This is a genomic window from Parabacteroides sp. AF19-14, from assembly GCF_003635485.1.
Classification (GTDB): domain Bacteria; phylum Bacteroidota; class Bacteroidia; order Bacteroidales; family Tannerellaceae; genus Parabacteroides; species Parabacteroides distasonis.
The window spans coordinates 20,976-44,649 of sequence record NZ_QTMJ01000029.1 but is presented as its reverse complement, the minus strand read 5'-3'; the positions used below and the strand labels follow the sequence as shown (position 1 = coordinate 44,649).

The window sequence follows — 23,674 nt, the reverse complement described above, 5'->3', positions numbered from 1 at the left end:
TCTTTTCGCTCTTCCTCTTGGACTTGAACCAAGGACCCTCTGATTAACAGTCAGATGCTCTAACCAACTGAGCTAAGGAAGAATTTTTCGCTCTTTCAAAGGTTATTCCGTAACCCCTTTCTGAAATTGCACTGCAAAAGTACGGGGTATTTTCGAAATATGCAATATCTTTGCGAAAAAAATTACGAAAAAATGAATACAATAGGTTTAGGAAATGCTTTGGTTGACGTTTTATTGAGGCTTGAAAATGATGATGTCCTATCGGAAATCGGGATACAGAAAGGAGCTATGGATATGATTAACAGGGAACAAATGATCGCTATCCGTACAACTTTAGCCGGCTTGCCACGTACGCAAACCCCGGGAGGATCTGTCTGCAACACGATGCGTTCGATGTCTTCTTTAGGGGCGAATTCCGGTTTTATCGGTAAGATCGGGGATGATTCGATCGGCAGATTTTATGAGGATGCGTTGGAAAAAGCGGGTGTCACTTCCTATTTTATCAAGATGGACGGACTTACAGGTAGCTGTACGGTGATGATTTCTCCGGATGGGGAACGTACGATGGGGACTTTCCTTGGCCCGGCCCCGACAATAACCCCGGATGAGATCACCGAGGAGATGCTAAGTAAATATCAATGTATTTATATAGAAGGTTACTTGCTCGTAAACGAACCGTTGGTTCGTTCTACGATGGAGAAGGCTAAAAAGTTGGGCTTGAAAGTAGCGCTGGATTTGTCGAACTTCAATATCGTGAATGCTTTTAAAGGAATGCTGGAGGATATCATTCCTAAATATGTGGATATTTTGTTCTCTAATGAGAGTGAGGCTGAGGCTTTTACCGGGCAGAAGGCTGCTGAGGCCGTACATACCTTGTCTGAGTTGGTAGAGGTCTCATTGGTCACTTTGGGAAAGGAAGGTGCCTTGATCGGTAGTCATGGTCAATTTTATTCTGTCCCGGCTGAGGGGGGCAAACCTGTTGATACGACAGGCGCCGGTGATAACTTCGCCGCCGGATTCTTGTACGGTCAATCCATAGGAGCGTCTTTGGTACAATCCGCACGCATCGGATCGATGTTGGCGGGCTATGTGATCGACGTGGTTGGCCCGGAGATTCCGTATAATAAATGGGAACAAATAAAGTTAAAAGTAAAAGGGATATTGGCTTAGGCGGCGTATTATTCCTTACATTTATGCCGTTAATTAACTAAATATTGTATGTACAGATTGGTTCAACGAAGAGGAATTATAGGTTTATTTTGCTTGCTGTTCGTCGCAAGTAGCGTAGTGCCGGGATGGGCGCAAAAAGATAACCGCTTTGAGGTGAGTAAGAACCTAGACATTTTCAATTCTTTATTGAAAGAAGTAGAGATGTTCTACGTGGATTCAGTGGATGTGGATAAAACCGTTCAGCGGGGAATCGAGGCAATGTTGGCTGGTTTAGATCCTTATACGGAATACTATCCTGAGCAAAAAACGGAGGAATTGAGTCTGATGACGACCGGCGAATACGGAGGTATCGGTTCCTTGATCCGTCAGCGTAACAACGAGGGAGGCGTGATGATTGCCGAGCCTACCGAGGGAATGCCGGCCGATTTAGCGGGTCTGAAGCCGGGCGATCTGATCTTGGCAATCGATACGATCGATGTTTCCAAGGCGACAAACTCCCGGGTCAGCGAGTTGTTGAAAGGTGTTCCGAATACGAAGATGGTTTTGACGATCCAACGTCCGGGCGAGAAGAAACCCCGGAAGTTCGAGATTACCCGTAAGCAGATCACGACACCTCAAGTTACTTACTACGGGGTTAAGAATGACAGTATCGGTTATATTTATCTAAAGGCATTTACTATCAAGAGTGCTCAAGAGGTGAAAGAGGCATTCTTGGATTTAAAGAAAAATCATAATATTAAGTCTTTGGTACTGGATTTGCGCGGTAACGGCGGCGGCGTGCTGGAAGGTGCCGTACAAATCGTAGGTATGTTCGTACCGAAAGGCAGCGAGGTGCTTTCAACGAAAGGAAAGATCAAGCAATGGGATCGTACGTACCGAACCTCTACGGAGCCTTTGGATACGGTAATGCCGTTGGCTATATTGATCAATGGAGGTACGGCTTCCGCCGCTGAGATCGTATCGGGATCTTTGCAGGATATGGATCGTGCCGTGTTGGTGGGACAACGTTCGTTTGGTAAGGGGTTGGTGCAAGCTCCTCGTGACCTGCCTTATAATGGGAAAGTGAAAATCACGATGAGTAAATACTATATCCCGAGTGGTCGTTGCATCCAGCAAATCGATTATTCGCACCGGAAAGAGGATGGTAGCGTGGCGGCTATTCCGGATAGCTTGACTTCCGTATTCTATACGTCCAAGAAGCGTCCGGTTCGTGATGGGGGTGGCGTACGTCCGGAGTTTGAGGTGAAGGAGCCGAAAGTGCCTACCATGATGTATTATTTGGCGGCGGATACGGTCTTGTTCGACTTCGTTACGGATTGGGCACAAAAGCATAAGACAATCGCTCCCATCGAGGAATTTACGGTTTCCGATGAGGATTTCGAAGCTTTGAAGCAATACGCCAAGTCCAAGAATTTCACCTATGACCGCCAAAGCGAGAAAGTATTGAAGAACTTGAAAGAAGTGGCTGAGTTTGAGGGGTATCTGGAGGAGGATTCTACTGCGTTCAAGGAATTAGAGGCTAAGCTGACTCCGAATCTGGAAAGAGATTTCGATCGTTTCAAGGATGAGGTGAAACGAGTAATGGCCGCCGAGATCGTAAAACGTTATTATTACCAACGAGGAGAGTTGCAAGAAAGCTTGAAAGATGATCTTGTATTGGAGAAAGCGTTGGAGGTATTGGGCGATCCGGATTTATACAGGCGTACATTGAGCGTGCCGGTTGAGTTGGAAGCGGCCACCAAGGGTACCGAATAGGCGGGTTTCTGCCGATGCCCATTCAAAGGGCCTTACAATGCCCATTCAAGCGAGCTTACGATGCCCATTGTCAGCTCCCTTGAATGGGCATCGTGCTTTTCCCTCTTTCGCCAGTCTGTTTGGGGGCTTTGAAGCGGATATGCAATACGACCAATTCCGAGACGGTTCCCACCCGATAAGGAGGTCCTGCTATACCAATGCCGGAAGATACATAGAATTGCGTAGGTCCTTTCTTATAATATCCGTACGGGCATTCATACACAAGTTTCATCAGTAGGGGATAAGGCCATAACTGCCCGTTATGCGTATGTCCGTGCAGTCCCAAATCCACCCCATTCATATTCATCTCGGCGAACGACCAAGGTTGATGATCCAAAACGATAATCGGTTTGCCGGTATCCACCCCTTCCATTAACGAATGAAGCGATTTTCGTTTCTTATGGATGAAATCATCCCTCCCTATCAAATAAAAAGTTGAGTCCGGTTGGACCACCGAGTCTATTAGTAGCGTACCTCCGGTCTTTTGCAACCAACGATATTTCGCGTTCCGGTTTGCCCGGTATTCATGATTCCCGTAAACGATATATACGCCCAACGGAGCTTTTAATTGTTTTAAATCATCCTCGATGTGGGCGTTTTCTGCGAACCGGGATTCATAATCCATGATATCCCCCGCTAATACCACCATATCCGGATGCTGTGCGTTGCTGAGCGCCACATATTTTTGTACCAAGTCCTTCCCGATAACCTCTCCGATATGTAAGTCGCTCATCATGACAATAGTCAGGCTATCCCGATCCCCCGCGGCTTTGGGCAACGTGATATATACGTTCTTAACAATCGGATTCATTACCGTATGGTATGCGTGAATCATTAAACCGGTAACACCGAATACGATAAGAAAAAACAGGGTTAGCTTGGTTTGCTGCCAATGCTCTTTCATCCATTTGGGGAACCATGGCTTGATACGTTGGGAGAGCCTGATCAACTCAAGTACCAAGAGAGATAAAGTGATATAAATGGACGCTATATACCAAGTGTTACAGATGTATTGGATCGTGATTATCACGTTATCAGGTAGTTCATTCCTAAAAATAAATCCGAAAAAATAAAGCGATAGTTCGAGTACGAAAAACAAGATAAAAGGAATCCGGCAACTTTTCTTGGGAGGAAGAGCTTGATATCCTCTCCAGAAAATATACGGATTTAGTAATAGCTGCGCTACGATTGATTGAATAAATACTTTCATCTTTACTCTTTGAATGTAATATTGAATACCACCATCTCGCTATCCGTCCCGATACGGAAAGGCGGTCCCCACAAAGATAAGCCGGATGAGACATAAATCGTACTATTTCCGATTTTTTTAATCCCGTAACTTAATTCGAACAGATGATCCACGATCCAGTTCATCGGCCATACTTGTCCTCGATGTGTATGTCCGCTAAACTGTAAGTCTACGCCAGCCTCTTCCGTTTTCTCTAAATCGTAGGGTTGATGGTCTAGTAAGATAACAGGTTTGCTTTTATCAAGGTTCGCGGTAAGCTGACCTAAAGTTTTCCGTCCTTTGTTATGCCGGTCGTCCCGTCCTACGAGTTGGATCTGATTGGGCAAGATAGCCACGGAATCCCTTAAAAGTACGATGGGCGTCTGCGCTATAAATTTCTCGCTCTCCTCTATACCACTGATATACTCATGGTTACCCGGTACCATATAAACGCCTAATGGGGCGTAGATCTTGGACAGTTCCTCTTCCATATGCTCGTATCGCAGAGGTGCGACACTGTTGTCTATCAAGTCTCCACCGATAAGAACGATGTCCGGGCGTTGAGCGTTTATCATATCTACATATCCGGCAAGCATCGTCTTGTTGGTAGCGTATCCTAAGTGTATGTCGCTAATGGCTACGACTTTCAGCGGCTGTCCATCGGTATCGGCCGGTTTGTTGATAACCATGTTGATAACTCGTGTATCAGGATGTTGGTAATTATAGTTTCCATATCCTAATAAGCTGAGTGTTAAGAATAAGGATAAATAGAATGAGTATTTGAAATGTAGGTGGAAAAGCCGTAAGATATCAAATACTAACAAGGCCAATACCATGTATAAAGTGAACACGAGCCATCCTGTTCCTACTTGAGAAACCGTTTGAGCGAAAGAAGCCGGCATATCCAGATTCCGGAATAGAAAACTACTGAAGAACGATAAAGCTCCTCCCCAAAAAACAATGGATAACAACACTTTAACTCCGGTAGACTGGCTTTTCAAAGCCTGTTTTCCCTTTAGATAAATGTAAATATTCCCTGCAAGATACAGGATTGGAAGTATGATAAAGAACGTCCACATCTCAATTAATTTTCCGCGAAGATAATGAAAACTCTTTAGGTAGCAAACGCTGCACGCTACGTCCCTATAGGATCGATATAAATTCCAAACAATAAGTTTGGTAATGAAAAGAATTATATAATATACTGATTGTTAGTATGCTAAAAACAGGATGATCTTTTACTCAAAACATGTACGTGTTTTTGGGAAAAGTCGTACGTGTTTTTCAAAAAAGTCGTACGTGTTTTTCCCGAATCATGTGATAGGGAACAAGGGCGTATCTAGAAATCTACAATAAGCCCCCTTAATTACGATGAGGAGAGTTGGTCTTTTTTTGATAATATATATCCAACTCCTTTTACGGCATCTATTGAAAGTGTGGTATCTTTTTCCAATAATTTGCGCAAACGCGAGATGCTGTTGTTTAGGCTATCATGAACTTCTTGCCCATCCCATATTTCATGAAAAAGCTTTTCTCTGCTTACTGGCTGATTTAATTGCTCGGATAACAGATAGAATAACTTGAAATCTTTAGGACTTAATGTTTTTGACTGTTCTTGTTTATAGAATAATTTATGAGTGGAGAGTTCCAGTTGGTAATCTCCAATAGATATACTATTTGATATCGGACTGGCCTTTTTACAAAACCTTTGGATTAGGAAATCTATTTCTTGTATATCATACGGTTTTTTGGTGTAATGATTAGCTCCGGCTTCATAGCAGCGTGTTATTTCCTCCCCTTCGTTGTGGGAAGAGGCTATCAGTACAGGCAATGAAGGATGCTTTGAACGAATAAAAGGCAAATAATCCAATGCGTTTTGATTGCCAACTTCCAGATCGAGAAGCAGGATATTAGGGTAGTCTTTTTCTATCATGTCTTGAATACCGCTTAACGTGTTGGCGTAGTAAACCTCGTATCCTTTACTTTGCAAGGCCAATACGATGATTAATCCAAGGTTTGGGTCATCTTCAATAAAGATCACTTTCAGCTTATCTTCCATATCGTGTTATGTGTTTTCGGCCGGCAAGTTAATGAAAAATGTTGAACCTACATTTTTCTCGCTCTGAAAAGTTAGGGAGCCGCCCATTTCTTTAGCCATTAGCATTACGCTACTCAACCCTAATCCATATCCCGGTTGCGCTGGCTTGTCGGCTTGTTTCACCCGGAAGAATTGTTGTCCGAGTTTCTTCTGGGCTTTCTTGGGGATTCCCCAACCGGTGTCTTTTATGGCTATTCGGTAATGGTTGTTTTTCATAGTCAACGTTACGGTGATTCGTACATCGTCATCCGAATATTTCAATGCGTTCTCTAGCAAATTCCGTAGGCAACGTTCCAGACGAACGGTATCAGCTTCGATCATGTCGGGGAAATCCTCGCTTTTCTCAAGCTTGAACAAGGGGTTCTTGTTAGGATAGAGCCTAACTATCGCTTGATACGTTTGCTCGATAAATGACTTGATTTCTATAGACGACCTTCGTGCGCTCTCTTTTCCATCCGCTGTTTTCAGTAGGGATAGCATGGATTCGATGATCTCTATCAATTGTCGGATTTGTGTTTTTCCGATATTTAATATGTTAGCTTTCATCGGCTCTTTCTCTTGGCTAGCGATAAAATCTATAGAGGCATATGTTGTGTTCAGCGGGGATTTCAAGTCGTGGATGGCGCTGTGAACGGCTATTTCACGGTCTCGGAGTTGGGCGTGGGCTTTACGTATTGTTCTTAATAAATAATATAGGCAGCTCGCCGAGGTAAGGATGATTAGACAAGATACGGTAAAAGCCAAGAGCATTCGTTGGACAATGTCAGAAAGAGGTAATTTAACGAAAGCCTGTACATATTGTAATCCTTGCGTTCCTATCGGAAGCTTTTCTGTTTGGAACTTATAAAATGAAAGGTTGAATTTTTTTCCTACCGTATTTACGGTTTGCCGGGTAGAGTCTGATATTTCTATATAAGATATTGCTTGTAAATTGTGATCAGTTAATGTTTTATTGAATAGGCTGTCTAATACATTTGGTTTTAAGGGTTTATTCGCATTACGTAGACCGTCTTGCATACGTTGCGTTAAAAGGTCGGCATAGTTATCTTTTAGATTCCGATTTTTTATTTGTGATAAGGTTATGGTATCTCCTTTTAGCTTGGCTCGTTCCTCTGGTGTCATATCACTAGCTCTTCTTATGATTCTTTTGGGGTTGCTGAGGTCTTTCGGTTTGTTGCGAACCATTCGCTTGGACATTTCTTGCTTGATAGCCTCTTCGAATAGCTCTTCAAGGATTTCTTGCGTTTTATATTTTTCAGCGTTATATATATTGTATAACCAATATCCTTGGGAGAGTGTTAAGGCTAGCAACATAATGGTCGTAATATATAAGGAGTGTTTCATGATATATTCGTTATTTTGGATGTGAAGATAATGAATAATCTTAAAAAAGATACGTTTTTCTCGTTTTGTTAGCTTTTTGTTAGACAAAAATTAGGTGTTTGTTAGATATAGTACGAAATTTTACTTATATTTTTGTAACAGACTAAAAAGCATATAGATATGGAAACTGGTGATTTGTTGTCGAAGGAAGAACTTTCCGCCATTAAGGGTGGTGAATGGATTTATGATGAAGAGACAGACGAATGGTATTGGGTTGAGAATGGACGAGGTGTGCCATATTTCCTCAAAGAACCTTAAATATCATTCTTGGAAGACGATTTTATTCTGTTGTATACATTTCCATTTTGGTTAAACTCTCTGCCATTTTGGAAAAGTGTTAGAGAGAGAATTTTAGACTTTATAACTATAATGTTATGAGACAAATAGAGAAAGAAGAACGACTACTATTTGATGATCTTGTCCTTTCTGATGATGAGCTTTTTCTTGTAAGAGGTGGGGCTACACGTAGCTGTGGATCTAATTGTGGTAGTGTCTGTGGAACCAATTGTGGTAATAATTGTGGTAACACATGTGGAACGGGTTGCTCTGGGGCTTAATCAAAGGAACGGCGGTTCGGATATTTTTAATATTAGAACCGCTGCGTTCGAGTTTTGTGTAGCCATAAAAGAAAACGTTTATGAAAAAAAGTAATTATAATATCTTTGTTAAGCAAAAAGGTTTTGTTATTTGTTATAACTCATTTACACATACTCTCATCTGTGTAAGTAATCATGTATATGACTCATTCATGTCTATGGCAGAGTCTGATTTCAAGAGAACATTTAAATCGCATTATGATACTTTAGTAAGTAGTGGTTTCTTGATCTCTGACGAACGGGATGAGTTGGCAGAAATAAGACTGAAGCATAAAATTGCGACATTTAGTCCTAGCCGAAGATTACGATTGATGGTTTATCCTACTCAAGACTGTAACTTAAAATGTTGGTATTGCTATGAGAGCCATGTGGCAAACTCGAAGATGGGCGATGAAGTAAAGCAAAACATATTGAAATACATAGAGAAAAAAGTTCAGTTAAGACAAGTGGACTCTTTCGTTTTGAGTTTCTTTGGAGGAGAACCTTTACTCTATTTCGATGAGATAGCATATCCTTTAGCAGATAAGGCTCGTGAGATCTGTAAAAGAGCTGGTGTAAACTACACTTCGTTTTTCATAACCAATGGAACCCTTATCAATAAGGAAAATATAGACAAATTGCGATCAACGAATCCTGTGTTTCAAATAACATTGGATGGGAACAAGGAGAAACATGACAAAGTGCGTATAGGGAAAATCAATAATGCGGAAACATACGATAAAATACTGGATTCATTATACCTTATCTCTGATAACATTCCTGCTTTGGAAGAAGATTTTGTGGTAACCCTTCGAATAAATTATGATGATGCGACTTTGGGAAATATAGATCCTTTGATCAAGGATTTACAAGGCTTGGATCGTAGTAAATTTTTAGTCCACATGGAACGTGTCTGGCAAACAATGGAATCTGCCGGTGATAAAGAGCAACGATCCTTATTGCTAGAAACAATTCGTAAATTCCAAAAAGAAGGCTTTACGGTTCAGTCTGGGAATATGAAAATTCGAGATTATTCCTGTCCTGCGGAAGATTATGATTTTGCCATCATAAATTATGATGGCAATGTATACCGTTGTAATGGGCGAACCTTAAAGAAAGAAAATGCAGAAGGCATATTAACCCATGCGGGAGATATCGTGTGGAATCAAGTTACTCTGTCAAAAAGGCTTGGTAGAACTACATTTGAGAATCCTATGTGCTTGGCTTGTAAGATGCTTCCTGTTTGTATGGGACCTTGCAGCCAAAAGTGTATGGAGTTAAATTGGAAAGATTTGCATAAAGTATGCTCCATGCAACATATGGGTATGTCTATCGACAAATATCTACTTCTTTGGGCGGAGCAAATGTTTCTGCAAAGCAAGAAATCTAAAATCTAACAAAGATTACACCTTAAATAGATAATGTGCTATGAAACAATTATTGCTTTTCTTCTCCTTGCTAGTGAGTTTTCATATTCATGCAATTCTTGTAACAGGAATAGTCGTTAATAAGGAAACAGGTGAATGTATCGAGGGCGTAAGTATTCTTACGCTAAATTCCGACTCGGTTGTTGTCTCCCAGGATGCAACGCAAGCGGATGGAAAGTTTCGTATTAATATTCCCAAAGTAGGCGATTATGTATTGCGTTTTTCCAATATAGGATTTCGTTCAACCTTGATAGACGTAAGGAATGCGCAGGAGAATCTAGACTTTGGAACTATCGAGCTTATTCCGGTCACTCAACAATTGGATGAGATTGTGGTTTCGGCAGACAATTATACGAAAATGGACCGACAGGTGATATTCCCCCCTATAGGAATCGTAGAAAGGTCGTTCTCTGCCTTGGAGATGATTCACCAACTCATGCTGCCGGGATTAATCGTAAATGTGGGCGATCGTTCAATTTCGTCCATTAACGATCGGCCCGTACAATTACGCATTAATGATATTGAGGTGACAATAGATGAGATTACTGCCCTCGATCCACAAAAGATTAAAAAAGTGGAATATATCGATTTGCCAGGCATGCGCTATGGCAATGTCGGCACCGTGATAAATTTCGTTCTGAAACGAATAGAGTATGGATTATCCCTTGGAGGAAATGCTCAGATAGCTCTTACTTCACCTTATACGAACGACCAAGTTTTTCTAAAATACAACAACCGAAAGTCGGAGTTGGGCTTGAATTACCGTATCTCCTATTCGAAGTATAAAGACAGTTTTAAGGATGAGTACTTGAAGCTGTTTTTGCCGAATCAAAAACTTGTATTATCCAAAGAGGGAGTGAAAGAACCCATAAAATCGGAGAGACATGACCTATCTCTTTCTTACAATTGGCACAATGAGGAAAAGACTGTCTTTAACGTGGTTTTTCGGAATCAATTTAGCGTACCTGATCAAGTATCAAAACAAAATGTAATAGATGAATTAAACAAAATGAATTACACCTCTTTACTTCATACGAAAAACAGAAATTATACGCCATCAATTGATCTTTATTTTCAACAAGAACTCGGTAAGAATCAAACTTTTTTAACTAATGTGGTAGCGACGTATATTTCCTCTGATTATTTTCGAAACTATCAAGAAAATAATCAGAATGAATCCCTGTATAACTATTCATACAATACAGATGGAAAGAAACAAACTCTGCAAGCAGAAGCCATCTATGAGAACCGGTTCAGTCAAGCTATTGATTTCTCCGTCGGATTACGCTTTACGCAATCTCACACAGAGAATATTTATACCATGGAGGGAGCGGATGTTACCAATACGATGAATAATTCGGACGTGTATGGGTATGCCCAGTTGCAAGGTGCATTAAGCAAGTTCAGCTATCAAGTAGGGGCAGGCTTTTCTAGGATATATTTCAAGGAAGAGGATACCCATTTTTCGAAGTGGCAGTTTCGACCGATACTAACACTAGCCTATTCTTTCAAGGAGAATATCTCATTTAGGTATAACTTTTTTATGTTGCAATTTTTGCCTACTCTGAATTATATGAGTGATTTCAAGCAATGGCAAAACCCTTATGAATTGTTTGTCGGAAATCCAAATGTGGTTCCTGCTGAGACCTATGCCAACAATTTTACGTTCAATTTTCGTAAGGGTGCTTTCTCCTTCGCCCCTCGGTTGTTCTACCAGTACACTCGTAACCTCATAAATAATTCTATTTACCTGCGGGAAGACCAAGGCCATCATTATTTAGAGTATCATCCGGAGAATCAAAAGTTCCATCAGCATATCCAAGGGTATTTGTATGCAAATTGGGAGGTTGTGAGAGATCGATTGAATCTGTCTGCTTTTGGCGTACTGAACCGATATATAGACAAAGGAAACAATTTTGAGCAATCTTTGACCAATACATTTGGTGGCTTCCAATTGGAAGGAAATTATAAGGACTGGTCTTTATCTGCCTCTTATACGATCAAGTCAAAGATGCAGTCAGGTGAGACAGTTCTGATTTTTCCTGCTCGAGCAAACATCTCGCTCCGCTATCGACATAAATCCATACAATATGAGTTGAGCGTGCAAAATCTGTTCTTGCCAGATGGGACACCCCAAAAAGAGTTACTGAACTCAGCGTACGTTCAAAAGAGTACGGCTTCTTACGTAAGAAACGAGGGAAACCAGGTAAGGCTCAGTATTGCTTGGAACTTTGACCTAGGGCGTAAGTACAAGGGATCGCAGAAACAAATCTATAATTATGTGGATGAAGATGCAGGAATCGTAAAATGATTAGGATATACAGATAGATGAATATTTTTATTAAGATCAAAAACCATGAGGAATTTAACAGTAATCATACCCTTTTTGAATGAAGGTGCTGAAATATGCGAGACCGTTAAAAGCATTAGGGAAACAGCAAGAGATAATGTGGACATCCTGCTGATCAATGATGCCTCGACCGACTCTTTTGATTATGAGGAGATCGGAAGGGTATATAAGGTTAAGTACATGGTGAATAAAAAACGTTTAGGACCTGCTTTTTCTCGAGATTTAGGTATCGGAATGATAGAGACCGATTATTTTTTGACTGTAGATGGACATATGCGATTCTATGATAATGACTGGTGGAAAAGAATCGTAGAGGTGACAAGTGACAATCAACGAGCGGTGTATTGCGCTAATTGCAAGACGTTAGACTTGAATGGAAACTTTGTCGAAGGAAAACCGCATTTTGGCGCATATATCAATTTCCAAGACAAGAATAACATCTTAAATCCTACGTGGATGAGAAAAGATTTGCATCCCGAACGTGAGATTGTTGAAATACCCAGTGTATATGGTGCAACCTATTGTTCCTCAAAACGATATTGGCAGTATATAAGAGGCTATGAAGGATTGAAACAATATGGATTTGAGGAACCCTACATCAGTATCAAAGCTTGGATGGAAGGAGGAGGATGTTATCTTATCAAGGATACGGAGATTGGCCATATATTCAGAACTGGTTTCCCATACGAAATGGATCTAAACTATTTTGTCTATAATAAGTTACTTATACTAGAGACTTTATTTCCTTCAGATCTAAAGAATGATATATACAATATGCTAAGAGAGACCTGTGGCATCTATCTTAGGAATGCTACGGAGATCATGCTAGAGCATCGAAAAATGTTGGAAAATCTCATAAAGGAGTACTCTACGATTTTAAAATCGGGTTTCGACTCATTTCTTGAGATAAACAAAAAGTATGAATCTTTAGCTAATGAGGATAGGTTTTGATTATGGCTATTGAAAAAGTAATACATCAAATATGGGATGGTGATAATGTACCTTTCCAGTTGAGGATCCTTTCATGTACATGGAAAAGATTTAACCCAAATTGGGAATATCACCTTTGGAATAAAAAGGAGATGGTAGAATTGGTGGATTCTTATTTCCCAGAGTGGGCTAATCTTTATCATTCTTTACCTTTTAATATACAGAGATTGGATATGATTCGATACATGATTTTATATTGCCATGGTGGAGTTTATGTGGATTTAGATATTGAATGTTTTAAATCTATAGACCCTCTTGTAGAAAACAAGTCATTCTTTTTGGGAATGGAACCTCCTGAGCATTGGGTCTGTTTTAATGGATCAAAGCAGAGAGTGGTAGGAAACGCCTTTATGGGTTCATCTAATAATCATAAGGGCTGGTTACGCATCTTGTCTGATATAGATTTTACTGTTAAAAACAGGATCTATAGAGATGATATCGTATTGAATACTACTGGTCCATATATGTTATCTAGGCTTATTAATCAGTTAAGGGATGAATATGGTGCATCTACGCTTTCTTCTTATTTGGTTTCTCCCGTCTGTAAGGAGGATTTTCAAAACTATAGGAAAGGTGTTGGTTCTGATTTATTCTATGGAAAGATAAAGAATGCCTTTTGTGCGCATTATTTTTTCGGGGCTTGGGATAAGAAGCTGAGTGTTTATAAGAAAAATGACAATACGGATGGTACGGAATCTTTTATTTGATTTGGATCGAGACACGGTTATTAAAGCAACACATCAAGCATTGTTTAGGGTGGACTTAATCTCAAATGTCGGATTATACAATGGGAAAATGGGAATGATTATATTGTTCTTCCATTATAGTAACTATAGTGGAGAATCGGAGTATAATGAATTAGCGGAAGGGTTGCTTATGGATTTATTAGAGAATCTCTCGTATAAAGAATCTGTTGATTTAGCTACAGGTTTGGCTGGTGTAGCTTGGGGATTGGTGTATTTGTTGGAAAATGGTTTTCTACACAAAGATATAACCGAAACAATTTTACGTATTAATAGATATATCCTACGGCAAGACTTGCGTAGACTAGAGGATCTCTCATTTGATACAGGATTGCAAGGTCTAATTCATTACTACAATTATGGAAAGACTGTATTAAACGATAAAAACATCCCGTGGTTTGATGAGTTATTTGTTAGTGACCTAACTACTATGGTAGATTGTTTACCTATTGAATCTAATCTACTATTGGATCAAATCCTGTCAGGAAACAAGATCATCTGTTTTAACATTGTACGTAGTATCATAAAATAATTAGTTTTTAATGAATAAGATCATACATCAGATATGGATTGCAGACAGTGAGGACATGATGCCCTGTAATCTAAGGATACTTTCCAATACATGGAAAAAGTATAATCCTGATTGGGACTATCATCTTTGGTGTTCAGCTGAGGTTGAGAGCTTACTATTCTCTGATTTCTCTGATTTCTATCTGCTGTATAAATCTGTATTTACCCAACGGCAACGTTTAAACCTAGCTAAATACATGATATTGTATCTTCATGGAGGACTCTATGTTAATTTAGACACCGAATGTTTCCAATCAATATCGCCATTATTCAACGACTCTCAATTATTTTTCACTAACCAACCAAAAGGACATTGTGATTTGCTAAAGATACATCCTTTGCTGGGTAACTCATTTATAGGCTCTACCGCTAAAAATGTTTTTTGGATATTTCTGCTGTCTCAAATCGAAGAGTCTATTCATAACAAGACTTTCTTCTACGGTGAAAACAACCTAGGTGCTTTAAAGATTACAAGATACCTAGATTATATGAAAAATCATTTTACTGTATCTGTTTTTCCATCGAAGAAGGTAATGCCTGTCTCACAAGAAGAATTCAAACAGTATTCATTAGGTTTGAACACTGATATTTTTTACAAAAAAATAAAAGAAGCTTTCTGTGTGCATTATTTTTTCTTGTGAATTGTGAAATGAAGTAATAAGATGTGAATAAAAAAATGAACAAATTCCCTCATATCAAACAACCAGACTCCATGGAATGCGGTGCCACTTGCCTTCGTATGATCGCCAAGTTCCACGGCAAGGAGTATTCCGCCGAGACGATGCAAAAGCTTTGCGTTGTCTCTCGAGAAGGAGTTTCCTTGTTGGGTATGGTTGATGCCGCCGAGTATATAGGATTCCGTACGATATGTGGACGAATGACCCTGGGGAAGATGGTGGATCAACGCCCTTTCCCCTGTATCCTCCATTGGAACCAGGATCACTTCGTCGTACTCTATGACGCTAAAAAGAAACGGGATGGTGAATATGTTTTCTATATTGCCGATCCCGGCAAGAATCTATTACGGATCAATGAGGATGAGTTTCGTAATGCGTGGATCAGTACCCGTTCGAGAGGGGAGGAAAAAGGGATATTGATGGCCTTGCAGCCGACTCCCGCATTTTACGAACGGAAAGATGAACGGCATACGGGGAAAGATCCTTTCCGTTTCTTGTGGGGATACATGAAACCCTATAAACGTTTCTTTATCCAATTGTTGCTCGGACTGGCGCTAGGCAGCGTCTTGCAATTGATCTTCCCGTTTCTTACGCAAGCGATTGTGGATAAAGGGATAGCCGGAAAGAATTTGAATTTGATCTATCTGATCTTGGTGGGACAATTGATGCTGGTGCTGAGCCGTGCCTCCGTGGACTTTATCCGCCGTTGGATCTTATTGCATATTAGCGCTCGGGTGAATATCTCCTTGCTCTCCGATTTCTTGATTAAGTTGATGCGTTTGCCCATGTCGTTTTTCGATACGAAAATGACGGGAGACTTGTTGCAGCGTATCCACGACCATGAACGGGTGGAACGTTTTCTCACGGCGCAGACATTGACGGTGCTCTTCTCCGCTTTCAGTTTCATCGTGTTTGGGGGGGTATTGCTTTATTATAACCGATTGATATTTGGCATATTCGTGCTAGGTAGCGCCTTATATGCGATATGGGTGACGCTTTTCTTGAAGAAACGCCGGTTGCTGGATTATACCTATTTTGAGCAGCGGGCCCGAAACCAGTCGAAGACGATGCAGATGCTGAACGGCATGCAGGAGATCAAGCTCCAGCATTGTGAGCGCCGCCGCCGTTGGGAATGGGAGGATATACAAGCGGACTTGTTCCGGACGAACATCGAATCGATGCGGCTGCAACAGAGTCAGGAGGCCGGCAGTATCTTGATTAATGAGGTAAAGAATATCGTGATTACGGTGATTGCCGCTACGGCTGTGATCGGGGGGAGCCTGTCGTTGGGTATGATGTTGGCTATACAGTATATTATCGGGCAGTTGAACGCTCCGGTGGAACAGTTCGTGCAGTTTCTTTATAGTTGGCAAGACGTGAAGATTAGTCTGGAACGGATGAGCGAGATCCGCGACCGGGAGGAGGAGGAGACGGAAGAGCGCATGATAACGGGCTTTAACGGGAATAACCGGGATGTGGAGATCCGTAACGTGACGTTCCAGTATGAGGGCATCCATTCCCCGAAGGTGCTGGACCAAGTGAGCCTCCGTATCCCAAGCGGGAAGATCACGGCGATCGTGGGTACGAGTGGCAGTGGTAAGACTACGTTGATCAAATTATTGCTGGGCTATTATAACCCGGTCGTGGGGGATATCCGTGTGGGAGGCAATGACCTGCGTTCCTTTAGCTTGTCGTGGTGGCGCGACCAGTGCGGTGCTGTGATGCAGGACGGTTATCTGTTCTCCGAGTCCATCGCCCGCAATATAGCGGTTGATGACGGTGAGATAGACAAGGTCCGTTTGTTGTTGGCGGCCCGTATCGCGAATATAGAGGAGTTTATCGATCGTCTCCCCTTGAAATATAATACGGTTATCGGTTCGGATGGTCAAGGCGTAAGCCAAGGCCAGCGTCAACGGATCTTAATAGCCCGTGCGGTTTATAAGAACCCTTCTTATCTCTTTTTCGATGAGGCGACGAATTCGTTGGATGCGAATAATGAACGTGCTATAGTAGAGAATTTGACGGACTTTTACCGGGGTAAGACAGTCATAATCGTCGCCCATCGATTAAGTACCGTACGCAACGCCGATCAAATAGTCGTTCTTGACAAGGGCCGTATCGTGGAGGTAGGCACCCACGACGTGCTGATCGATCGCAAGGGTGCTTATTATAATTTAGTGAAGAATCAATTAGAGTTGGGGAGTTAAGGATATGTCAACATACAATGAGATGAAGAAAAAAGCGGAATCGGATCAAGACCGTATCGAGTTGCGTAGCGAGAAAGTCCGCAACATGATTGGCGAGATGCCTTCTTTTTTGATCCGGTGGGGGAATACGATCTTGGTGATCATATTCGTTCTGCTGGCCTTGATCGCTTGGCTTGTATATTTACGCCCCTAAGTTGTGCTGTAAGACCGTATTCTTAAGGACGTAAATATATGGTTTCTGGCCTTGATGTCTACCCTGTTGAACTTATCGTCGGCGGTGAGTTGATTACCTTCGCTCTCGAGTAATTCAATGATGCTCACTTTTTCACCCAGCAACACGGTGAGGAATCCTCGTAAGCCCACAAGATTATTCTCGTGAGCCTACGAGTATAATCCTATTATTTCGCATAACCTACCGGATGATTGATCATCGGGATTTGGGAGTCGGATAGCTTTAATACCTTCTTCAACGCATCTGCCTCCATGCTGCCGCGGGGAACCGTTACCAAGCCACATCCGGAGCAGAACAAGGCGATGTTTTGAGAGACCAATCCTGCGTCTAACGCTCCAAAGCGCTCGCGCATTTGCGGTGTGCCCACGTTGCCGAACTTAGAAATATCAGAAACCATCAACAGGCAAACAGGGGCAGAGTTCACGGAGGTTTGCTTGCCACCGATTAACGGACGATGATCACCTTCCGCTACCGGGTTTAGTTGGTGGGCCTTTGGATCATACAAATAAGCGCCCTCTTCCATAAGTACATAGACATCTATGTCTTGCTTGTTCAAGGCGGAAGCGGCGGTACGTTTTCCATCCTCCCGGTTGATACCGATAGCGGCCCACATCAAATCAGAAAGGTCTTGCTGGCTGAGCTTCTTGTTGGCGAACTCACGTTCAGAGTGACGATTGGCCAAGGCTTTCATCACCGAAGCGCCTCGGGTCTTGTCGGGAGCATTCAACTTAATGGCTTTTAAACTCTGGGCCTGCATACCGGTCAAGCCCAACATCAAAGTGGCTAATACACAAAAAATAGTTCTCATAATGTTGTTATTTAGAAAATTAGATGTACAAAAATAATGATATATTTCTTTTTTTAGACTTTTTGTGAGAAATAATAGCCAACGAATGTTTATAATGTTTTTATTTGTACGAATAAATCGTAAACGCAGTGTTATGAGTGGAATATATTGTGTTTTGTAATAAGTGATGCATGTATGAGAGAAATGTTGTTAACCTTATTTATGGTACTGTTTCTTGCGTTTCCGTTGTATGCGCAAATGGAAAAAGCCGGTTCTTTTACGGTTAAAGGTCAGGTGCTAGACTCTCTGACAAATGAATCTGTATCGTATGCCACATTGAGAATCGCTTTGGCGAGTACACCGGAGAAGCCAATCAAGCTGTTGGCGTGTGATATAGATGGAAAGTTCCAGACTCCGCTGAATAACATCGGAACGTATATTATCGTTATGCAATCTATCGGGAAGGCTCCGGCAGAGAAGGTATTCACCCTTTCGGATGAACGGAAAGTCATGGATCTCGGCGTGCTGTTTATGCAGGATAATAACCTGCGTTTGGAAGAGGTTACGGTCACGGCGCAGAAACCTTTGGTGAAAGCAGAGATCGACAGGATCATTTACTGTCTGGAGGATGATCCTGAGGCACAGACCAATAATACGCTTGAAATGCTTCGTAAGGTCCCGATGGTTACCGTGGACGGTGAGGATAAGATTGAGTTGAAGGGGTCTTCAAATTTTAAGGTTTACATGAACGGTAAGCCATCGAATTTGTTAAGCAATAATCCGTCGGTAGTATTGAAAAGCATGCCGGCAAGCTCGGTGAAGAACATCGAGGTTATCACGGAGCCGGGTGTGAAGTATGATGCCGAGGGAATTGGGGGGATTATCAATATCATCATGGTGAAAAACACCTTGCAGGGTTATACGGGATCGGTAAGTCTGAACACCATCACCAATGGGCGTATCTTCGGGAGCGGCTATCTGTCGCTGAAAGCCGGCAAGTTCGGATTGTCTGCCAATTACAACTGTGACCGTGACAATACGCCTTGGAACGACGCTTCTTCCATGCGTGAGGATCTGAATAATAAGGAAGAGCATTATCTGAATCAGGTGGGACGTAGTAAATCGAGAGCCCCTTATCATTTCGGGAATCTGGAAGGTAGTTATGAGATCGATTCGTTGAACTTATTGACTGTAGGGATTGGTCTGTACCTCGGAACCACGAGGAGCGTCTTGGAATATGCGGTGAAGATGCTGGATGCCGACCGAAACCCCGTTTATAGTTATAACCGTAATTCGGAATCGAGCCGCAAGTCCGGCTCAGCTGACATGAATGTGGATTATCAGCGTTCCACGCGCAAGAAAGACGAACTACTCACCCTTTCGTACCGTTTCAGTCGTTCCCCGAACGATAACGAGGATTATACGGAGTTGACGGATATTCGTAACTACGAGCCGTGGTTGGGCTATCCGCAAAATAATATCAATAAGGCATCGACGAACGAGCATACCGGGCAGTTTGACTATACTACACCTACTTGGAAAGATCAGAGCTTGGAAGCGGGCATAAAGTATATCTACCGTCAGAGCCGGAGTAATACGGATCGTAAGGTCTTCAACCAGACATCACAAATGTGGGAGGAGGCGACTCCTGCGGACAGCCATTTCGATCATTCGCAACAGATCTATTCCGCCTATCTGGGATATACGATGAAACTTGGAAAATTCGGGGTGAAAGCTGGTGTGCGGGCAGAAGGGACTTCCTTGAAAGTGAGGTATGAGCTGGCACCGGATATGAATTTCAGGAACGATTACTTCGACGTGGTGCCAAGCGCTGTCGTATCGTACCAGCTTAGTATGAGCCAGCAGCTTCGTCTGGGATATAATATGCGTATCCAACGACCAGGTATCTGGTACCTGAATCCGTATGTGAGCAATGCGGATCCGCAGAACATCTCTTATGGTAACCCGAACTTGGATTCGGAGAAGAGTAACGGTGTGAACCTGAATTATAGTATATTCGCCCAAAAGTTCAGTTTCAATACAAGTATCTCTTATACATTTATAGATAACTCAATCGAGCGGTATACGTTTATCGATCCGGCGGATCCGGGAATTTTCCAGACTACTTACGGGAATATCGGGAAGAGGCAGACTACCGGCCTTTTTGTTTACGGTAGCTGGAATCCGATCCCCCTGTTCCGCGTTAACTTGAATGGAAGCTTGAGCTATACGGATTTGAGGAGCGAAAAGAATGACATGGCGAACAGAGGCTTTAGCGGGCGTGTCTTCGCCGGGGCTCAGTTTAACTTACCCCTCGATATCCGGTTGAATCTGAATGGAGGCTTTATCTCTTCGGCGATACAGCTGCAAGGGAGGCGTTCGCCGTTGAATTTCGCTACAGTCTATGTGAGCAGGGATTTTTTGAAGAAGAAACTGTCCGTATCCCTCTATTTTTACGATATGTTTTGGAAACGCAGGAAAATGGAGGCTACGACCTACGACGATACTTTCTATAGGCAAGATATCAGCTATTCTCCGACGCGTACATTAGGTATCGGCATCTCCTATCGTTTCGGTAATTTGAAAGACGCTATCAAGAAGGTGAAACGTGGTATAAGGAACGATGATGTAAAGGCTTTGGAGAGCGGTTCATAAAGGATATAGATGAGGAAATATGCAACTTATCGGTATCAAAGCTCGTCTTTGTATGAAAATAAAGTTTTTTCAGACTTTTTGTGAGGAAAAAATGCTTACGAACGTATATTAATGTCTTTATTTGTACGAATCAATCGTAAACAGTGTGATTTAGTACAAAAAGTTGAGAGATAAGTATAGTATTATGTAATAGATGATGAACGTATGAAAGAAAAATTGTTTGCCTTATTTTGGGTACTGTTCTTTGCGCTTCCTCTGTATGCGCAAGCGGACAAGACAGGTTCTTATTCTATCAAGGGACAAGTGTTGGACTCGCTGAGTAACGAGTCCGTACCCTATGCGACGTTGAGAATTGCTTTTGCGAAGACCCCCGAGAAACCGGTCAAGCTTTTAGCGTGTGATGTGGATGGTAAGTTTCAGGCACCATTGAGTAGCGCCGGCAAATATATCATCTCTATGCAATCTATAGGAAAAGCTCCTGCCGAGAAAATATTTACGATCTCGGATAAACAGAGGAACTTGGATTTGGGTAAGTTATATATGCAGGAGGATAACCAGCGGCTGGGGGAAGTGACGGTTACGGCGCAGAAACCTTTGGTGAAGGCTGAGATCGATAAACTTACCTATAGCTTGGAAGATGACCCCGAGGCACAGACCAACAATACGTTGGATATGTTGCGCAAAGTGCCGATGGTAACCGTGGATGGAGATGACCAAATCCAATTGAAAGGTTCCACGAACTTCAAGATCTACATGAATGGTAAACCTTCTAACCTGTTGAGTAATAATCCTGCTGAGGTATTAAAGAGTATGCCGGCCAATTCCGTGAAAAACATAGAGGTGATCACAGACCCGGGCGCTAAATATGACGCCGAGGGTATCGGTGGTATTATTAATATCATTACAACGAAAAATGCTCTACAAGGATATACTGGTACGGTTCGTGTGAACGGTAGTTCGTTGGGGCGTGTAGGCGGTGGTGGTTATGTATCTCTAAAAGCCGGAAAATTAGGACTTACCGCCAACTATAACTATAATCGGGAGCGGGACCCATGGAATGACGCTAACTCCGTACGGGAAGATTTGCAAAATGACGGGGAACACTTCTTGACACAAAATGGACGTAAAAAGAGCCGTGGACCGTTCCAATTCGGTTATTTGGAGGGAAGTTATGAGATCGACTCTTTGAATCTATTGACCGTTGGCGCGAACTTATTCCGTGGCGAGATGAAAAGTTTCTCGGAGTATAACGTGAATATGCAGGATATCAATCATAATCCGGTCTACAGTTATAACCGTAACTCGGAAACGACAGAGACATTTGGTTCTACGGACGTGAACGTGGATTACCAGCACTCTACCCATAAGAAAGATGAGTTGCTGACAATCTCTTACCGTTTCAGCCATTCTCCGAATGATAGTAAGGATTATACGGAATTAGAGAATGTCGTGAATTACAATCCTTGGCTCGGCTATCCGCAAAATAATATCAATAAGGCTTCTACGAATGAGCACACCGGACAGGTGGATTATACGACTCCTACATGGAAGGACCAGACCTTGGAGGTTGGCGCGAAATACATATTTCGCCAGAGCCGGAGTAATACAGATCGTACCGCTTTCAACGATTCGCTGAATATATGGGAAGATGTTACTTCCAAGGATAGCCATTTCCGTCATACCCAACATATCTATTCCGCTTATCTGGGCTATTCGATGAAGTTTGATAAGTTTGGCGTGAAAGCGGGTGTCCGTGCGGAAGGAACTTCTTTGGATGTGAAATACGAGATGGCTCCCGATATGAATTTTGACACCCATTATTTCGACGTGGTGCCAAACGCTACGATCTCTTATCAACTGAGCATGGCGCAACAGCTTCGCTTGGGATATAATATGCGTATCCAGCGTCCGGGTATCTGGTATTTGAATCCTTATGTAAACAATGCGGATCCGCAGAATATATCCTTCGGTAACCCAAATCTGGACTCTGAGAAAAGTAATAATATTAACTTGAACTATAGTATGTTCGCCCAGAAATTCAGCATTAACGCGAGCGCTACTTATACGTTCGTGAATAATTCGATCGAGCAATATACCTTTATCGATCCGAAGAACCCGGGTATTTTCCAGACTACTTATGGTAATATAGGAAAGAAACAATCTACGGGCTTGTTCGTATACGCAAATTGGAACCCGGTTCCTTTGTTCCGTATTTATATGAATGGAGGTGTGGATTATACGGATTTGAAGAGCGATATGAATGATATGGCGAACAGTGGTTTCAGCGGACGTATATTCGCCGGTACGCAGTTTAATTTCCCGATGGATTTTCGCTTGAACTTGCATGGAGGATATTTCTCTCCTTGGATTCAGTTGCAGGGTAAACGTTCTCCATTCTATTTTACGGGAATCTCCGTAAATAAGGATTTCTTGAAGAAAAAGCTCTCGGTTCAGTTGTCTTTCCAGAACCCGTTCTGGAAACGAATGAAGATGGAAAACACTTCTTCAGACGATACGTTCTTCCGCCGTGAGACCAATTACCGAACGATGCGCATGTTACAAGTTAGCGTATCCTATCGTTTCGGTACCTTGAAAGATGCTATCAAGAAAGTAAAACGCGGTATCAATAACGATGATGTGAAGAGCGGCGGCTCTGGCGGCGGCGAGCAGCAGATGTAAGTACAGGATTGAACACGGAACACACAGCGATACACTGAGGTATATAGTATCAGTCCGTGTGTTTCGTGTATTCCGTGTTCAATATAATAATTAAACCTTTTCTTTTGCC

The 23,674-nt window shown here is 42.1% G+C and carries 18 protein-coding genes and 1 tRNA gene; 13 read left to right on the top strand and 6 right to left on the bottom strand.

The window, feature by feature from the left end; all coding sequences use genetic code 11:
- Window positions 1-8: 8 nt before the first annotated feature.
- A tRNA-Asn gene (locus tag DWX33_RS20230) sits at window positions 9-82 on the bottom strand.
- Window positions 83-192: 110 nt separating this feature from the next.
- On the opposite strand from DWX33_RS20230, the gene DWX33_RS20225 reads away from it, so the two are divergent.
- Both DWX33_RS20225 and DWX33_RS20220 read left to right on the top strand, forming a co-directional pair.
- Window positions 193-1,170, top strand: a complete 978-nt coding sequence (locus tag DWX33_RS20225; RefSeq protein WP_122380974.1) for an adenosine kinase — start codon at window positions 193-195, stop codon at window positions 1,168-1,170.
- A gap of 48 nt (window positions 1,171-1,218) precedes the next feature.
- Window positions 1,219-2,925 (top strand): S41 family peptidase, encoded by a 1,707-nt coding sequence (locus DWX33_RS20220; protein WP_044546013.1) that lies wholly within the window; start codon window positions 1,219-1,221, stop codon window positions 2,923-2,925.
- Between the two features lie 70 nt (window positions 2,926-2,995).
- On the opposite strand, the gene DWX33_RS20215 is transcribed toward DWX33_RS20220, so the two are convergent.
- The 4 genes from DWX33_RS20215 to DWX33_RS20200 form a co-directional block, all read right to left on the bottom strand.
- Window positions 2,996-4,174, bottom strand: coding sequence for a metallophosphoesterase (locus DWX33_RS20215; protein WP_122380973.1), 1,179 nt, complete (start codon window positions 4,172-4,174; stop codon window positions 2,996-2,998).
- 2 nt (window positions 4,175-4,176) lie between these two features.
- Window positions 4,177-5,271, bottom strand: coding sequence for a metallophosphoesterase (locus DWX33_RS20210; RefSeq protein WP_122144037.1), 1,095 nt, complete (start codon window positions 5,269-5,271; stop codon window positions 4,177-4,179).
- 287 nt (window positions 5,272-5,558) lie between these two features.
- A complete protein-coding gene (locus DWX33_RS20205; protein ID WP_122144036.1) occupies window positions 5,559-6,251 on the bottom strand; it encodes a response regulator transcription factor in 693 nt (230 codons plus the stop codon).
- Window positions 6,252-6,257: 6 nt separating this feature from the next.
- Complete coding sequence (locus DWX33_RS20200) at window positions 6,258-7,634, bottom strand: sensor histidine kinase KdpD (RefSeq protein ID WP_122144064.1); 1,377 nt, start codon at window positions 7,632-7,634, stop codon at window positions 6,258-6,260.
- Window positions 7,635-7,793: 159 nt separating this feature from the next.
- Here DWX33_RS20200 and DWX33_RS22640 point away from each other — a divergent pair, with 159 nt between their 5' ends.
- The 9 genes from DWX33_RS22640 (at window position 7,794) to DWX33_RS20160 (ending at window position 17,405) form a co-directional block, all read left to right on the top strand.
- A complete protein-coding gene (locus DWX33_RS22640; RefSeq protein WP_181987512.1) occupies window positions 7,794-7,931 on the top strand; it encodes a hypothetical protein in 138 nt (45 codons plus the stop codon).
- A 379-nt stretch (window positions 7,932-8,310) separates the two neighbouring features.
- Complete coding sequence (locus DWX33_RS20195) at window positions 8,311-9,645, top strand: radical SAM/SPASM domain-containing protein (RefSeq protein ID WP_122144034.1); 1,335 nt, start codon at window positions 8,311-8,313, stop codon at window positions 9,643-9,645.
- 31 nt (window positions 9,646-9,676) lie between these two features.
- The gene (locus DWX33_RS20190; RefSeq protein WP_122144033.1) at window positions 9,677-11,986 is read left to right on the top strand and encodes an outer membrane beta-barrel protein; all 2,310 of its coding nucleotides are present in this window, start codon (window positions 9,677-9,679) and stop codon (window positions 11,984-11,986) included.
- Window positions 11,987-12,031: 45 nt separating this feature from the next.
- Window positions 12,032-12,976, top strand: coding sequence for a glycosyltransferase family 2 protein (locus DWX33_RS20185; RefSeq protein WP_122144032.1), 945 nt, complete (start codon window positions 12,032-12,034; stop codon window positions 12,974-12,976).
- Between the two features lie 2 nt (window positions 12,977-12,978).
- Window positions 12,979-13,722, top strand: a complete 744-nt coding sequence (locus DWX33_RS20180; RefSeq protein WP_122144031.1) for a glycosyltransferase family 32 protein — start codon at window positions 12,979-12,981, stop codon at window positions 13,720-13,722.
- Window positions 13,700-14,290, top strand: a complete 591-nt coding sequence (locus DWX33_RS20175) for a lanthionine synthetase LanC family protein (RefSeq protein ID WP_158593838.1) — start codon at window positions 13,700-13,702, stop codon at window positions 14,288-14,290. The genes DWX33_RS20180 and DWX33_RS20175 overlap by 23 nt, the downstream gene beginning before the upstream one ends.
- Before the next feature lie 10 nt (window positions 14,291-14,300).
- Window positions 14,301-14,969, top strand: a complete 669-nt coding sequence (locus tag DWX33_RS20170; RefSeq protein ID WP_122144029.1) for a glycosyltransferase family 32 protein — start codon at window positions 14,301-14,303, stop codon at window positions 14,967-14,969.
- 35 nt (window positions 14,970-15,004) lie between these two features.
- Window positions 15,005-17,212, top strand: a complete 2,208-nt coding sequence (locus tag DWX33_RS20165; RefSeq protein ID WP_122144028.1) for a peptidase domain-containing ABC transporter — start codon at window positions 15,005-15,007, stop codon at window positions 17,210-17,212.
- 22 nt (window positions 17,213-17,234) lie between these two features.
- A complete protein-coding gene (locus DWX33_RS20160) occupies window positions 17,235-17,405 on the top strand; it encodes a hypothetical protein (RefSeq protein ID WP_233570214.1) in 171 nt (56 codons plus the stop codon).
- Window positions 17,406-17,610: 205 nt separating this feature from the next.
- On the opposite strand, the gene DWX33_RS20155 is transcribed toward DWX33_RS20160, so the two are convergent.
- Window positions 17,611-18,252, bottom strand: coding sequence for a SagB/ThcOx family dehydrogenase (locus tag DWX33_RS20155; protein WP_122380972.1), 642 nt, complete (start codon window positions 18,250-18,252; stop codon window positions 17,611-17,613).
- Window positions 18,253-18,426: 174 nt separating this feature from the next.
- Between DWX33_RS20155 and DWX33_RS20150 the strand changes: the two genes are divergently transcribed.
- Window positions 18,427-20,886 carry an outer membrane beta-barrel family protein gene (locus DWX33_RS20150; RefSeq protein ID WP_122380971.1) on the top strand — a complete coding sequence of 820 codons (2,460 nt, stop codon included), beginning with the start codon at window positions 18,427-18,429 and terminating at the stop codon, window positions 20,884-20,886.
- Window positions 20,887-21,090: 204 nt separating this feature from the next.
- Window positions 21,091-23,565 carry an outer membrane beta-barrel family protein gene (locus DWX33_RS20145; protein ID WP_122380970.1) on the top strand — a complete coding sequence of 825 codons (2,475 nt, stop codon included), beginning with the start codon at window positions 21,091-21,093 and terminating at the stop codon, window positions 23,563-23,565.
- Window positions 23,566-23,674 lie beyond the last annotated feature (109 nt).

Coding starts and splice junctions, on each gene's coding strand:
- DWX33_RS20215 (WP_122380973.1), bottom strand. CDS start 4,174: ATGAAAGTATTTATTCAATCAATCGTAGCGCAGCTATTACTAAATCCG.
- DWX33_RS20225 (WP_122380974.1), top strand. CDS start 193: ATGAATACAATAGGTTTAGGAAATGCTTTGGTTGACGTTTTATTGAGG.
- DWX33_RS20205 (WP_122144036.1), bottom strand. CDS start 6,251: ATGGAAGATAAGCTGAAAGTGATCTTTATTGAAGATGACCCAAACCTT.
- DWX33_RS20175 (WP_158593838.1), top strand. CDS start 13,700: ATGGTACGGAATCTTTTATTTGATTTGGATCGAGACACGGTTATTAAA.
- DWX33_RS20200 (WP_122144064.1), bottom strand. CDS start 7,634: ATGAAACACTCCTTATATATTACGACCATTATGTTGCTAGCCTTAACA.
- DWX33_RS20185 (WP_122144032.1), top strand. CDS start 12,032: ATGAGGAATTTAACAGTAATCATACCCTTTTTGAATGAAGGTGCTGAA.
- DWX33_RS20145 (WP_122380970.1), top strand. CDS start 21,091: ATGAAAGAAAAATTGTTTGCCTTATTTTGGGTACTGTTCTTTGCGCTT.
- DWX33_RS20210 (WP_122144037.1), bottom strand. CDS start 5,271: ATGTGGACGTTCTTTATCATACTTCCAATCCTGTATCTTGCAGGGAAT.
- DWX33_RS20180 (WP_122144031.1), top strand. CDS start 12,979: ATGGCTATTGAAAAAGTAATACATCAAATATGGGATGGTGATAATGTA.
- DWX33_RS22640 (WP_181987512.1), top strand. CDS start 7,794: ATGGAAACTGGTGATTTGTTGTCGAAGGAAGAACTTTCCGCCATTAAG.
- DWX33_RS20190 (WP_122144033.1), top strand. CDS start 9,677: ATGAAACAATTATTGCTTTTCTTCTCCTTGCTAGTGAGTTTTCATATT.
- DWX33_RS20170 (WP_122144029.1), top strand. CDS start 14,301: ATGAATAAGATCATACATCAGATATGGATTGCAGACAGTGAGGACATG.
- DWX33_RS20165 (WP_122144028.1), top strand. CDS start 15,005: ATGAACAAATTCCCTCATATCAAACAACCAGACTCCATGGAATGCGGT.
- DWX33_RS20160 (WP_233570214.1), top strand. CDS start 17,235: ATGAAGAAAAAAGCGGAATCGGATCAAGACCGTATCGAGTTGCGTAGC.
- DWX33_RS20220 (WP_044546013.1), top strand. CDS start 1,219: ATGTACAGATTGGTTCAACGAAGAGGAATTATAGGTTTATTTTGCTTG.
- DWX33_RS20155 (WP_122380972.1), bottom strand. CDS start 18,252: ATGAGAACTATTTTTTGTGTATTAGCCACTTTGATGTTGGGCTTGACC.
- DWX33_RS20195 (WP_122144034.1), top strand. CDS start 8,311: ATGAAAAAAAGTAATTATAATATCTTTGTTAAGCAAAAAGGTTTTGTT.
- DWX33_RS20150 (WP_122380971.1), top strand. CDS start 18,427: ATGAGAGAAATGTTGTTAACCTTATTTATGGTACTGTTTCTTGCGTTT.